Source organism: Magnetospirillum sp. WYHS-4, from assembly GCA_039908345.1.
Classification (GTDB): Bacteria; Pseudomonadota; Alphaproteobacteria; order Rhodospirillales; family GLO-3; genus JAMOBD01.
On record JAMOBD010000075.1, the window covers coordinates 1 to 13,550 of the forward strand.

At 65.5% G+C, this 13,550-nt stretch carries 12 protein-coding genes; 6 read left to right on the top strand and 6 right to left on the bottom strand.

The window, feature by feature from the left end; all coding sequences use genetic code 11:
• On the bottom strand, positions 1-204 hold a 204-nt coding region (locus H7841_16125; protein MEO5338395.1), incomplete at its 3' end, for a hypothetical protein.
• Positions 205-343: 139 nt separating this feature from the next.
• Between H7841_16125 and H7841_16130 the strand changes: the two genes are divergently transcribed.
• Genes H7841_16130 through H7841_16145 form a run of 4 tightly spaced genes read left to right on the top strand, consistent with a single transcriptional unit; the run spans position 344 to position 6,226 of the window.
• Positions 344-2,008, top strand: a complete 1,665-nt coding sequence (locus H7841_16130; protein ID MEO5338396.1) for a TolC family protein — start codon at positions 344-346, stop codon at positions 2,006-2,008.
• Positions 2,009-2,030: 22 nt separating this feature from the next.
• The gene (locus tag H7841_16135) at positions 2,031-2,771 is read left to right on the top strand and encodes an efflux RND transporter periplasmic adaptor subunit (protein MEO5338397.1); all 741 of its coding nucleotides are present in this window, start codon (positions 2,031-2,033) and stop codon (positions 2,769-2,771) included.
• Positions 2,768-4,102 carry an HlyD family efflux transporter periplasmic adaptor subunit gene (locus H7841_16140; GenBank protein ID MEO5338398.1) on the top strand — a complete coding sequence of 445 codons (1,335 nt, stop codon included), beginning with the start codon at positions 2,768-2,770 and terminating at the stop codon, positions 4,100-4,102. The genes H7841_16135 and H7841_16140 overlap by 4 nt, the downstream gene beginning before the upstream one ends.
• Positions 4,103-6,226, top strand: coding sequence for an HlyD family efflux transporter periplasmic adaptor subunit (locus H7841_16145; protein ID MEO5338399.1), 2,124 nt, complete (start codon positions 4,103-4,105; stop codon positions 6,224-6,226).
• Positions 6,227-6,228: 2 nt separating this feature from the next.
• On the opposite strand, the gene nhaD is transcribed toward H7841_16145, so the two are convergent.
• Positions 6,229-7,602 (bottom strand): sodium:proton antiporter NhaD, encoded by a 1,374-nt coding sequence (gene nhaD / locus H7841_16150; GenBank protein MEO5338400.1) that lies wholly within the window; start codon positions 7,600-7,602, stop codon positions 6,229-6,231.
• Between the two features lie 92 nt (positions 7,603-7,694).
• Here nhaD and H7841_16155 point away from each other — a divergent pair, with 92 nt between their 5' ends.
• Both H7841_16155 and H7841_16160 read left to right on the top strand, forming a co-directional pair.
• Positions 7,695-9,326 carry an ATP-binding protein gene (locus H7841_16155; GenBank protein MEO5338401.1) on the top strand — a complete coding sequence of 544 codons (1,632 nt, stop codon included), beginning with the start codon at positions 7,695-7,697 and terminating at the stop codon, positions 9,324-9,326.
• Positions 9,310-9,930, top strand: a complete 621-nt coding sequence (locus H7841_16160) for a response regulator (protein MEO5338402.1) — start codon at positions 9,310-9,312, stop codon at positions 9,928-9,930. The genes H7841_16155 and H7841_16160 overlap by 17 nt, the downstream gene beginning before the upstream one ends.
• Positions 9,931-10,059: 129 nt before the next feature.
• Here H7841_16160 and H7841_16165 read toward each other — a convergent pair whose 3' ends face one another.
• The 4 genes from H7841_16165 to H7841_16180 form a co-directional block, all read right to left on the bottom strand.
• Positions 10,060-10,395 carry a metalloregulator ArsR/SmtB family transcription factor gene (locus tag H7841_16165; protein MEO5338403.1) on the bottom strand — a complete coding sequence of 112 codons (336 nt, stop codon included), beginning with the start codon at positions 10,393-10,395 and terminating at the stop codon, positions 10,060-10,062.
• Between the two features lie 78 nt (positions 10,396-10,473).
• On the bottom strand, positions 10,474-12,618 hold the full coding sequence (feoB, locus tag H7841_16170) for a ferrous iron transport protein B (protein MEO5338404.1): 2,145 nt from the start codon (positions 12,616-12,618) through the stop codon (positions 10,474-10,476).
• 63 nt (positions 12,619-12,681) lie between these two features.
• Positions 12,682-13,041, bottom strand: a complete 360-nt coding sequence (locus tag H7841_16175; GenBank protein MEO5338405.1) for a ferrous iron transport protein A — start codon at positions 13,039-13,041, stop codon at positions 12,682-12,684.
• Positions 13,007-13,417: a magnetic particle specific iron-binding protein gene (locus H7841_16180; GenBank protein MEO5338406.1), complete on the bottom strand. Its 411-nt coding sequence runs from the start codon at positions 13,415-13,417 to the stop codon at positions 13,007-13,009. Before H7841_16180 ends, H7841_16175 begins: the two co-directional genes overlap by 35 nt.
• Between the last annotated feature and the right edge of the window lie 133 nt (positions 13,418-13,550).

The following is a 13,550-nucleotide window of genomic DNA, read 5'->3' on the forward strand; positions in this document are numbered from 1 at the left end:
CTCGGTCCCGGCGGTCAGGGCCAAGGTCAAGGTCAAGGCCAAGGCGGCGCTCCGCGTGGCGGTGCCGGGGCTCCCGGCCGCGGGGCGGCCTTGGACATCGGTGCGGCGACGGCCGATCTGGCTTGGCTCGATCGCTTGGCGCCGGATGCCGAAGCCGGCTTCGACCTGTCGGCCTGGGACGGCCCGGCGGGCCTTGGTGCCCAACTGGCCGACTTTGCGGGCCAGTCGCAGCGGGAGGAAGCCGCCTTGCTAGCGGCGCTCGGGTCGGTATATAAATCACCGGACGTCGGAATACGAATTGGGGAAGAGTCTTGATCCGATGGAAAGAATGAGAATGTTCGGCATGACCCGTTGGTGTCGCCGCCTGTCCGGCGGTGTGTCCGCTTGCGCACTGGTTGTCCTGGCCGGCTGTGCCGCGACGCCGGAACCTTTGACGGCCGAGCAGATCCAGGCGCGGGTCGACAGCGACCGGGCCGCCCTGCTCAAAGCCCAGGAGCCGGTCGCCAAGGCGATCTCCCTGCCCGAGGCCATCGCGCGGGCCATCAAGCACAACCTGGACCACAAGCTGAAGGTCATGGAAAGCGCCCTGGCCCAGGGCGAACTGGACTTCGCGCGCTGGGAACTGCTGCCCCGCGTCGTGGCCGACGCCGGCTACACGACGCGCAGCAACGAATCGGGCGCCACCTCGAAATCGCTGATCAACGGCAAGCAGTCCCTGGAATCCTCGACTTCCTCGGACAAGGCCTATCCGACCGCCGACCTGACGGTCACCTGGAACGTGCTGGACTTCGGCGTGTCGTGGCTGCGCGGCAAGCAGTTGGCCGACCGCAAGCTGATCGCGGAAGAACGCCGCCGCAAGGTCGTCCACAACATCGTCCAGGACGTGCGCACCGCCTATTGGAAGGTGGTGAGCGCCCAGCGGTTGCTGCCGCGCGTCGAAGCCTTGGAAGTGGAGACCCGCGCCGCCGTCGAGGCGTCCAAGGCGGCGGAAGGGCGCCGCCTGAAGTCGCCCAACGAGGCCCTGGACTACCAGATGGGCTTGTTGGAGACGGTGCGCGAGATCGGGGCCCTCAAGCGCGACCTCATTCTCGCCAAGGCCGAACTGGCTTCGCTGATGAACTTGGCGCCGGGGACGGTCTTCCGGGTGGCGCTACCGGACACCTCGGTCTTCGGGGTACCCGAAGTGTCGGCTCCCGTCGATGCCCTGCAGGAAGCGGCCTTGCGCAACCGGCCGGAACTGCGCGAGGAGGACTACAACGAACGCATCAGCGCGCTGGAGACCCGCAAGGCCATCCTGCGCATGCTGCCGGGTATCGAGGTCAACACCGATATCGAGTACAGCGGCAATTCCTATCTCTACAACCAGCACTGGGTGGAGGGCGGCCTGAAGCTGACCTGGAACCTGATGAACCTGCTGTCGGGATTCGAGAACCTGAAGCTCAACGAGGCGCGCGAGGAACTTGTGCGCCAGCGCCGCATGGCGCTCAGCATGGCGGCGGTGACCCAGGTGAGCGTTGCGCTGCTGCGTTACCACCAAGCGCGCGAGGATTTCAAGCTGTCCTACGAGATGTCCGAGGTGGCCAGCCGCCTCAGGACTCAAGCCGAAACCGCCCGTCAGGCGCAGGCGGAAACCGGACTGGAAGCCATTCGCCGCGTCAGCAAGGCGATCTTCGTCGAGTTGCAGCGCGACTCGTCCTATGCGGAGCTGCAAAATGCGGCGGGCCGTATCCAGGTTTCCGTGGGCGCCGACCCCTTGCCCGAGGCCGTCGCTTCCAGCGATCTTCCGACCCTGGCGGCGGCCATCGAACAAAGCCTCCAGGCCTGGGAGAGCGGCCAGTTGCCGCCACCCCCGGCAGCGCCCAAGCCTTCCGCGGAAGCGCCGGTTCCCGATCAAGGGGACGGGGAACGCAAGGTTGCCGAAGAAGGCCAGGGAACCTGGACGGCTTGGTTGAGAACGCAGGTCGGTCCGCCGACCGAGCAAGATCCAACCCAATCTCCGCCGCAGTGATCCATCGAGGGGCGAGCCCGCCATGAAACGCTCGCTTCGCTGGTTGCCGGTTCTGCTGATCGGGTTGGTATCCCCGGCCATGGCCGCCGATTCCCAGGCTCCGCGCCTGCGCGGCCTTTTGGCGCCACGCTCGGAATCGTCCCTGTCGGCCCAGCTCAACGCCATCATCGCCGAAATTCCGGTACGCGCCGGCGACCGATTCCGCAAGGGCGACATGCTGGTCCGCTTCGACTGCGCCATCCAGAAGGCCCAACTCCAGAAGGCGCAGGCCGACCTGAACGGGGCCCGCAAGACGCTGTCCGTCAAACGCGAACTGGCCAGGCTCAGTTCGGTCAGCGACCTGGAACTGGCGATGGCCGAGGCCGAAGCCGGCAAGGCGGAGGCCGAGGTTGCGATGGCGTCCGCGGTGGTCTCCTACTGCCTGCTGAAGGCTCCCTTCGACGGGCGGGTGGTCGAACTGAAGGCCCATGCCCACGAGGGCTATTCGGCCGGACAGAAGCTGATGGACATCATCGAGGACGGCGAGGTCGAGGTGGAGGTCATCGTCCCCTCGCGCTGGATGGAATGGCTGAAGTCCGGTGCCCCGTTCTCCCTGCGCCTGGACGAGACGGGCAAGACCTATTCCGCCGTGGTGACCAAGCTGGGGGCGCGGGTGGATGCGGTCAGCCAGTCGATCAAGATCTACGGCGCGGTGAAGGACAAGGCGCCCGAACTGGTGCCGGGCATGAGCGGCGAGGTCGCCTTTCCGCAGGACCCGAAATGAGCGCTCCCGATCCCCGGCTGACCGGGCTGGCGACACTTCTGCAACTGGAGAAGGAAGCCCGCCATGCCGAGAGCGAGGAAGCCTTCGGCTTCGTCCTGGTCAACCAGACGCGCCGTCTGCTGCCCTATCGTCTGGCCGCCTTCTGGCGGGCCGGGCCGGGCGGCGGCGAGGTAGCGGCGGTCTCGGGCGTGCAGCGCCCCGCCCTGGACGCTCCCTTCATGCAATGGCTGGCGGCCCTGCTGGCGAAGGTGGCCAGGGACGATCCGGCCATTCTGGCCGCCAAGGATGTCGAAGGTTGGTTGCGTGACGACTGGCCAGGCCATGCCCCGCCCCATGCATTTTGGCTGCCGCTCAAGGTGCCGGGGGGGAGCGCGCCGCTGGGTGGTCTGTGGCTGGTGCGCGATACCCCATGGGGGGAAGGCGATCGGCTGCTGGGCGAACGCCTGGCCGATGGCTACGGCGAGACCTTGGCCCGCCATCGGGTTGGCCGAAGCTGGCGGGGGGCCGCGATCCCAGCCCGCCGGATCGGGACCCGGGTCGCGGCGCTGGCACTCCTGGCGGCGCTGGGGGCGGTTCCGGTACCCCTTTCCGTCCTTGCCCCTGCCGAGATCGTTCCCCGCGACCCGGTGGTGGTCACGGCGCCGCGCGAGGGCGTGGTCGGAACCTTCCATGTGCAACCCAACCAACCGGTCGTCGAGGGGCAGCCCCTGTTCGGCCTGGACGAGACCGAGGCCCGTAGCCGCCACGAGGTCGCGCTGAAGACCCTGGCGGTGACGGAGGCCGAACACCGAAAGGCCTCGCAAGCCGCCTTCGGAGACCGCGACAGCTTGGCCGAGCGGGCCATCCTGCTGACCCGGATCGACAAGGCGCGCGCCGAGGCCGGCCACGCGGAGGAACTTCTGGAACGCGGCCGCGTCAAGGCGCCGCGGGCCGGCATCGCCGTCTTCGGCGATGTCAACGACTGGATCGGCCGCCCCGTGCGGGTGGGCGAACGTATCCTGACCTTGGCCGATCCGGCGCAAGTGGAGATTCTGGTCTGGCTTCCGGTGGCCGATGCCATTGTCGTCGAGCCGGGCGCCCGCATCGCGCTGTTTCTCAACATCGCCCCCCTCGATCCCCTGCCGGCCCATCTGCGCACCGCCTCTTACGAGGCGGAACCCAACCCGGACCGCATCCTCGCCTATCGTCTGAAAGCCAGCCTGGACGACGGTACGGCACCGCCACGCATCGGCCTCAAGGGAACCGCCAAGGTCTACGGTGGCGATGTGTTCTTGGCCTGGTATTTGTTCCGACGGCCGCTCGCGGCGCTTCGCCAACTGCTGGGGTTCTGAATGTTCGCCGACCCGGCCAAGGCACCCCTGCCATCCTTGCGCGAGGAGATTGCCTTGCTGCGGGGGCCGGACGGCTTGGACGGCTGGCCGACCTATACCCTGCACGATCCGGTGCGCAACCGCTTCTTCCGCATCGCCTGGCCGCAGTTCGAGATGCTGGCCCGCTGGGCCGCCGGGCGTGCCGATGCCCTGATCGCCCGCCTGCGGGCGGAAACCGTCCTGGAGGCCACGCCGGCCGAGGTGCAGGCCCTGGTCGGGTTCCTGCAGGCCAACGGACTGACGCGGAGCGAGACGGCGGCCGATCTCCGGCGCCTGGAGGCCCAGTCCAAGGCCGGCCGTCGCCACTGGGCCTCCTGGCTGCTGCACAACTACCTGTTCTTCCGCATCCCGCTGCTCAAGCCCGACCGCTTCCTGCGCGCCACTCTTCCGGTCGCCGGACTGCTGTTCCGGCGCGGCTTCCTGCTCGTCAGCTTGTTGGCTGGCCTGGTGGGGCTCTACCTCGCGTCCCGCCAATGGGACAGCTACGTCCAGACCTTTCTTTACCTGTTCAACCTGCAGGGGTTGTTCTGGTACGGTCTGGCCCTCGGGGCGGCCAAGGTGGCGCACGAATTCGGCCACGCCTATGCCCTGAGGCGCCAGGGGGCGCCCGTACCCACCATGGGACTGGCGTTCCTGGTTCTCTGGCCGGTGCTCTATACGGACACCTCGGCGGCTTGGATGCTGGCCGGGAAACGCGCTCGCCTGGGCGTGGCCGCAGCCGGCGTGGCGACCGAACTGGTCCTGGCTGCCTACGCGCTACTGGCCTGGAGCCTGCTGCCAGACGGGCCGGCCCGCACGGCGGCCTTCCTGCTGACCACCGTCACCCTGGCGGGGACCCTGACCGTCAACGCCAGCCCGCTGATGAAGTTCGACGGCTACTATTTCCTGGCCGACGGGCTGGGCGTGGATAACCTGCAGGATCGTTCCTTCGCCCTCGCCCGCTGGCACTTGCGGCGCCTGGCCCTGGGGCTCGACGAGCCGCCGCCCGAATCCTCGCCGCCTCGCCACCGCCGCATCCTGCTGGGTTATGCCTATGCCGCCTGGATTTACCGGTTCTTCCTGTTCCTCGGCATCGCCCTGCTGGTCTATCATTACTTCTTCAAGGTGCTGGGCGTCTTTCTGATGGCGGTGGAAGTGGTCTGGTTCATCGGCCGTCCCATCGGGCGCGAGGCTCTCGAATGGTGGCGCCGCCGGAAGGCCCTGCGGGCCAATCCGCGGTTGCTCGCCTCGTCGGGTCTGGCCGTCGCCTTGCTGGGACTTCTGTTCCTGCCATGGCGCGGGACGGTGGAGGCGCCGGCGCTCTGGCAAGCAGGCCTCGCCTCGCCCATCTTTCCGCCCTGGGCCGGCCACGTGGAGGCGGTGCTGGTGGGGGAAGGGCAGGCGGTCGTCGCCGGCCAGCCCTTGATTCGCCTGGCCACCGCCGACCTTGACCATCGCATCGGGCAAGCCGGGCGCACCATCGAGACTCTCCGCTGGCAGATCGAGCGCCAAGGCGCCCACGCCAAATTCCTGGAACAAGGCCAGGTGATCGAAAGGTATCTGGCGGCCGCGGGAGCCGAACTGGCGGGGCTGGCAGAAGATCGCGCCCGCAGCCTTCTGGCGGCGCCGGTGGCGGGACGTATCGTCGATCTGGCCGATGGATTGCGGCCCGGCCGCTGGATCGGCGCCACCGACCGCTTGGCGCTCCTGGTTGGGGAAGGGCGGGCGCGGGTGGAGGCCTACTTGGCGGAAGCCGATCTCGGCCAAGTGGCGCCCGGCGCCACGGGGCGCTTCGTTCCCGACGACCCCGATTTGCCGGATCTGCCGGCCATGGTCTCCTTCATCGATTCCGCCGCCGCCCGCGTCCTGGCCGATCCCGCCTTCTCCGCAGCCTTCGGCGGACCGCTGCCGGTGATCGGCGAGGAAGAGGACAAGCACCTGATTCCCCGCGACACCCTGTACCGGAGCCAGCTTTCCGCCGACCCGGCCGCCTATCCCTTCCGCACGGTGCGCGGGCGGGTGCTCCTCGACGGACCGCCGCGCAGCCTTGCCCATCGCCTATGGCGCACCGCCGCGGCAGCCTTCGTTCGCGAGAGCGGTTTCTGATCTCATGGCGTTCCCGCGTTCAGGATCTGGTGGGCCAGGATGCTGGCGGCGTAACCCAGGGCGACGGCGGGCGTCCAGCGCAGATGGCTGAAGAAGGTATAGGCGCCGCGCGCCTGTCCCATCAGAGCCACGCCGGCCGCCGATCCGATGGACAACAGGCTGCCGCCCACGCCGGCCGTCAGGGTGATCAGCAGCCATTGGTCCAGACCCATGTCCGGCCGCATGGTCAGCACCGCGAACATCAGGGGGATGTTGTCGAGCACCGCCGACAGCAGACCGATCAACACGTTGGCCGTGGTGGGGCCCAACTGGCCGTAGAAGTACTGTGAGGCGGCCCCCAGGTAGCCGATCATACCCAACGCGCCGACGCACATCATCACGCCATAGAAAAACAGCAGGGTGTCCCACTCGGCGCGGGCGATCTTGTGGAAGATGTCGAAAGGGATGCCGTCGACGGCCTCGGTACGACGCTTCAGGAAATATCCGAACACCTGCAACAGTCCCAGCCCGGTCATCATGCCCAGCACCGGCGGCAGGTGCAGGAAGTTGTGGAAGGCGACGGCGGTGGCGATAGTCAGGACGAACAGCCCCATGATGCGTCGGGCACCGGGTTTCATGCGGACGGTCTCGTCGCGGGCGGCGGGCGTGCCGGCCGGCACCGCCAGATGCATGAGGGTCGCGGGCACCGCATAGTTGACCAGAGAAGGAACGAAGAGGCGGAAGAAGTCCCAGAACGGCACCATGCCCTTCTGCCAGACCATCAAGGTGGTGATGTCGCCGAAGGGGCTGAAGGCGCCGCCCGCGTTGGCGGCCACCACGATATTGATGCAGGACAGGGAGACGAAGCGTGGCGAATCCTTGCCCACCGCCAGCACCACGGCACACATGAGAAGGGCCGTGGTCAGGTTGTCGGCGACCGGGGAAATGAAGAAGGCCAGAATGCCGGTCAGCCAGAACAGTTTGCGATAGCTGAATCCCGAACGGACCAGCCAGGCGCGCAGGGCATCGAAGACCCGCCGTTCCTCCAACGAGTTCACGTAGGTCATGGCCGCCAGCAGGAACAGCATCAGTTCGGCATATTCCAGCAGCACGTGGCGGACCGCTTGCCCCACCTCGTCCGGGCGGCCCTCGACCGCATAGGCGACGGCGATCATCAGCCAGAGGACGCCGGCCGCCAGGACCACCGGCTTCGACTTGCGCAGGTGGGTGACTTCCTCGGCGATGACCAGGACGTAGGCGATACCGAAAACCACCAGCGCGGCGATGCCGACACCGTGGCCGGTCAGGTCCAGAGGTGCGGCCTGGGCAGCCAGGGCCGCATCGCTCCATCCCGCGAAAGCCGTCAGAAGGAGGATCGTCCGCCAAAGCGTTTGCATCGGTCGCATCCTTCCGCCAGGATTTCCTCGTCTTGAATAGCCTGAAAAGGCGACCGTCAAACATCCGTTCAAATACGGAATCGTTATTCGTCATGACCGAAGAACAGCAAAAAGAGCCTTTCGGCCGAGGACATCCGGCAATATACGGACTTTATCTGGCCACCTATCTGGCGCTGGACTGGGTGAGTTACATCCATGAACTTCCTCCCCTGAACATCACGCCGTGGAATCCCGCTTCGGGCCTTAGCGTCGCCATGCTTCTCGCCTTCGGGCCGCGGACCATTCCCCTGGCCGCGCTGGCCCTGATGGCCGCCGATGCGCTGGTGCGGGGGCAACCGGTGGCTTTTTGGGCGACGGCGCTGTCCGATCTTGGCATCGCTCTGGGCTATGGCTTCGCCACCCACTTCCTGAGAACCCGCCTGGGCGTCGAGACGCGGCTTCGTCGGCTGCGCGACGTCGCTTGGCTGTTGGGCGGCATGGCGGTCACGGCCAGCATGGTGGCCGTGGGGTATGTGGCCTTCTTCATGACGCTCGGTCTGTTTCCCTGGGCCGACCTGACCCGCATCGCCTTCCGCTACTGGGTCGGCGAGGTGATCGGGATCAGTGTCGTCGCCCCGCTGCTTCTGGTCCATCTGGGCGGGGTCGCTTGGCGCCCAATCCCTCGCTTGGTCGCCGAGACGCTCTTGCAGGGGATGGGCATCGTGGTGACCTTGTTCCTGGTCTTCGGGCTCCCTGCGGGAGCGGAAGGGCGCCTGTTCTACCTTCTGTTCCTTCCCGCCATCTGGATGGCGGTCCGTCATGGCTTGGAAGGTGCTACCCTGGCGGTGGCTGCGACCCAGGCCGGCCTGATCGTCGGCTTGGTGATCGAGAAATTCACCATTTCGGAGGTGATCTCCTTCCAACTGCTGATGCTGGCTCTGACGGTCACCATCCTGTTCCTGGGGGCGGTGGTGAGCGAACGGCGCCGCATGGAGGTCCGTCTGCACGAACAGCAGTCGGCCATCGCTCATGCGGCCCGGCTGACCGAGGCTGGGGAGATGGCCTCGGGCCTGGCCCACGAATTGAACCAACCCTTGACCGCGGCCATCAGCTACGCGCGGGCCGGCCGCAAATTGGCGGTGACGGAGGGGGCCTCGGAGGCGCTGGTCGGCCTGCTCGACAAGACGGTCGGACAGGCGGAGCGGGCGGACCGTGTGATCCGTGGCCTGCGCGGGTTTCTGCGCAAGGGAGATTCCCGCCGGATTTCCGCCACCGTTGGCGACCTGGCCGGGGAGGCCCTGGCTCTCGTAGCGGCGGAGGCCGGTCAGAAGGGGGTTGTCCTGAAGGCCGTCACTCCGTCCGATTTGCCTAAAGTCCGCGTGGATCAGGTCCAGGTGCAACAGGTTCTCCTGAATCTGGTGCGCAACGCCATCCAGGCCATTGCCGACGCTGGTGGCCGGCGGCGCGAGGTGATCGTCACCGCGCGGGCCGCGTCCCCAGGGTTCATCGAGGTCTCGGTGGAAGATAGCGGTCCCGGCATTCCCGAGGACATGCGGCAGCGGCTGTTTCAACCCTTCGCCACCACCAAGCCGGACGGCATGGGCCTGGGCCTGTCCATCGGCCGGAGCATCGTCGAGGCCCACGGCGGCCGCCTGTGGGCCGATCCCGAACGAACCGGCGGTGCCGTTTTCCACTTCACCCTGCCCACGATCCTGGAGGTTGACGACGATGTCGAAGCCCTATGAACCCATCGCCTTCATCGTGGATGACGACGCGGCGATCTGCGACGCCCTGTCGGTCCATCTCGGCATGGCCGGAATTGCGGTCCGGACTTTCCTCTCGGCGGAAGCGTTCCTGGACGCCGTCGATCCCGATCAGCCCGGCTGCGCGGTGATCGATATCCGCATGCCGGGCATGGACGGGCTCGATCTGCAACGCGAAATGAACCGCCGCGGCTTGGTGTTGCCGGTGATCGTCATCACCGGCCATGGCGACGTGCCCGCCGCCGTGGCGGCGTTCCGCTCCGGAGCCCTGGATTTCCTGCAGAAACCCTTCGACGAGGAGGTGTTGATCGAACGGATTCGCGAAGGAATCGCCAAGGACGTCGAACAGCGACGGACGGCTATCGAGGTGGCTGAAATCCGCCAGCGCGTCGCCAGTCTCAGTCCCCGCGAGCGCCAAGTGATGGACCGGGTGGCGGAGGGCGATTCGAACAAGGTCGTCGCCCTGAAGCTCGGCATCGGAGTGCGGACGGTGGAAACCCATCGCGCCCGGGTCATGGAAAAGACCGGCGCCAAAAGCGTCTCCGAACTGGCGCGCATGCGCATCCGCTTGCAGGACGCTCCGTAGCCTACCGGATGTTCGGGGCCGCCTTTCCTCCCTATGCTGTCTCCGGACTCTGGTGTCCGATTAGCGCATGATCGGGACGCCGGGGGTCGAGGCGATGGGCATCCGCCCGTCCGCCTCGGCCTCCCCGGTTCAGCTTCCGCAAAAATCCATCGCACGGGCCAGATCGCCGCAGCCGCAGCCGCTGTCGCGGCAGCAGTCTTCCGTCAGAAGGGCAATGAGACGGCGCATGGTTTCCAGATCGGCGGCATAGTAGATATGGCGGTCGACGCGCCAGGATCGCACCAGACCGGCGTGGGCCAGGGCGTTCAGGTGATGGGACAGGGTCGACGGCACCACGTCCAGGGATTCGGCGATCGTACCGGCCGCCATACCCTTGGTACCTTGGCGGATCAGCAGGCGCATGGCGGCCAGCCGGGTATCTTGCGCCAAGGCGGACAGGGCCTTCACGGCCGCGATCGTTTCCATGATTTTCAAAATATCAATAATCACCGCCCCAGGCAAGAAGGCACGACATCATGAGCGGGGAAGTGGTGTCGATCTGATTCAGGTATAAAGTCGATTTCCAATCCACGCGACGATGAATGCCAGGGACCATGCCACGCTTAGCGAAAAGCCCACGGAGAAAATGGCCCATCCCCACCCGCCGGCTTCCCGCTTGATCGCTGCCAAGGTCGACATGCAGGGACTATAGAGCAACAGGAAGACCATCAAGGCAAATGCCGTCACCGGGGTCATGGCTCCCGCCAGGGCTCGCTGTAGACCCTCCGTCCCCTGTTCGCCCTCGCCCTCCTGAGCGTAGAGGACGGCATAGCTGGCCACCACGATCTCTTTCGCGAAGAAACCGGTGATGATGGACATCGTATCCTTCCAGTTGAAACCGAGGGGCTCGAAGACGGGGCTAATGGCCCTGCCGATCTGACCCAGGTAGCTTTTTTCTATCCGTTCGCGTTCCTGTTCCTTGCGCAATCGCGCGAGTACCGTCTCCCGTTCCGGGCCCGCCTGGGCTTCCGCTTCGACGCGCGCCATGGCAGAGCTGTAGTCGGTGTCGAACGCCACCTCCCGAGGAAAGGCCTGGAGGAACCAGACGACGCAGGAACCGACCACGATGACTCCGCCGACCATACGCACGAAATCCGAGGCCTTTTCCCACATGTGGAACATTACCGACCGCAGGGTCGGGATGCGATAGGGGGGCAGTTCCATGATGAAGGATTCGGTGCCGCCCTTGACCACGAACCGACTAAGGAAGACGGCGGTTCCCATGGAGACGACGATGCTCGTCATGTAGATGGCAAAGATGGCCAAGCCCGCACTCTCCGCAAAGAAGGCGCCCGACAGCAAGATGAAGGCCGGAAGTCGCTGGGAGCATGACATGAACGGGTTGATAAGGATGGTGACCAGCCGCGCCTGGGGGCTTTCGATGGTTCGCGACGCCATCACGGCCGGCACATTGCAGCCAAAGCCCATGACCAGAGGGATGAACGCCTTTCCGTGCAGGCCGAAGATATGCATCATCCGGTCGAGCAGGAACGACGTACGGGCCAAGTAGCCGGTTTCGCTGAACAAGGCGATGAAGAAGAACAGGATCAGAATATAGGGCAGGAAAATTATCACCGCGCCCATGCCCGTGACGATGCCATCGACGATCATGTCGCGGGCCAGGCCGTCCGGCAGCAGGCCCGACAGCCCGGCGGCGACCGCCTTCACGCCGGCGTCGATCCAGTCGGCGGGAAATTTTCCGAGGGTGAAGGTGGACTCGAACATCAGCCACATCAAGCCGAGGAAAATAGGAAGGCCGAGAAGCTGGTGCAGGAGCAGCCCGTCGATGCGCCGGGTCATGTCGAGGCGGTCGGAGGGCGACATGGACATGGTCCGCACCTCGGATAGTAGGCCGTGAATGAAGCCGTAGCGCGCGTCCGAGAACATGATCGCGCAGTCCTCGCCATGGTGACGGCTGAGGTCGTAGCGTTCACGCCGCACCATTTCCATCAAATGGCCGTGCTCGCCCTCGCGCCTCAGCATCTCGTCGTCGCCTTCCAGAAGCTTGATGGCCAGCCACCGGGACTGTTCGGCCTCCAAGGCATCGGGGTGAAGCTCTGCGATCAGGCCTTGTACCTTGCTCAACGCCTGTTCCAGATGGCTGTCGTAGGGGACCACCGTCGGCTGATCCCCAAGGTGGGTCTCCGCCACATGAACGATGGCGTCGAGCAATTCCTCTAGGCCCTCGCCGGTCTTGGCCACCGTCTTGATCGCGTGCCCGCCAAGGATCGAAGCCATCGTCGCGGTATCGATCGATATCCCCTTGCGCGCCGCCTCGTCGGCCATGTTCAGGGCATAGACCCGGGGCCGGCCCATCTCGATGAGCTGGGTGGTGAGGAACAGGTTGCGGTCCAGGTTGCCCGTATCGAGCACGTTGAGGACCAGATCGGGACGCTGGTACTGGATGAAATCCCGACCGATCCGCTCCTCCGGCGACTGCGAGGTGAGCGAATAAATCCCCGGCAGGTCAACCATGCGCAAGGTCCAGCCCTTGTGCCGGATTTCCCGTTCCTTGATGGAAACGGTGACGCGGGGGTAATTGCCGGTACTTTCGTTCGTCCCGGTCAGGGCGTTGTAGAGTGTCGTCTTGCCGCTGTTTGGATTTCCAACCAAAGCGACAGTGACCGCCTTATCCTTCTGATCGGCCATCGGATTCGCTAAAAAAGAGGGATCGAATGGAGCGAGGAAATGCTTACGTGCGGCAAGTGAGGGTCAACTGGCCGGCTGCAGAACGATGAGACAGGCATCCTCGTTGCGCAGGCTGAGTTGGTAACCCAAAAGCGAATAGGTTCGCGGATTGCCGAAAGGAGCCTTGTTGACCATCGAGATCTCGACCCCCTTGACAACTCCCAGAGCCGACAGACGCCGCCTGAGCGGAACATCGGCGTCTATCCGGTCGATGATCGCCTTCTCCCCAGGCTTCAAGTCCACCAGAGTTCCCGGAGTGGGAATGGGGGGCATCAAAGCAGATTCAAATTCCACCCGATGCACCTTTACCATCCCCAAAAACGGATATTCCAGGCAGACAGCAAGCTCATTAAGCCGTCGCTTCCTCGGCGATGACTGCTTCATCCGAGGAAGCCGCCTTCTGGAAATAATGCTTGTAGGCCAACCATCCAGCCGCGGCCCCGCCCGCAAGCAGGAGAACCGGTCCCCAGGCGCCAAGGCCCAGGCCTAACCCGAGGCTCAGCCCCTTGCCGGTCCAGATGGTTCCCGCACTGACCTTCGCCGAAGTGGCCACCGCCTTTGTCGCGACGGCGCCCGTGCCGCCGACATTCGCCGTCCCGGCCTTGACTGCCGTCACGGTGCCGCCCTTGATGGCGCCCCCCTTCGCGGCGGCGGCCTTGGCTGCTGCGGCCTTCATATCGGCCATGGCTTCCAGCTTATTGCCGGCCGCGTCAAGCTCGGCAACAGTCTTCCCTGCTGCGAATTCGGTCAGAGTAACCATCTCTTTTCCCTCTTACCCAACTTGAACAGTGCCCGAGAAAAAGCTGTTCTGTAACAGACTGTTACGGAGTGGCACGGGTTTGTTAGCACTACATTCCGGGGTGGCGGGGTTTCAGGTGGGGGTTTCGTGGTGG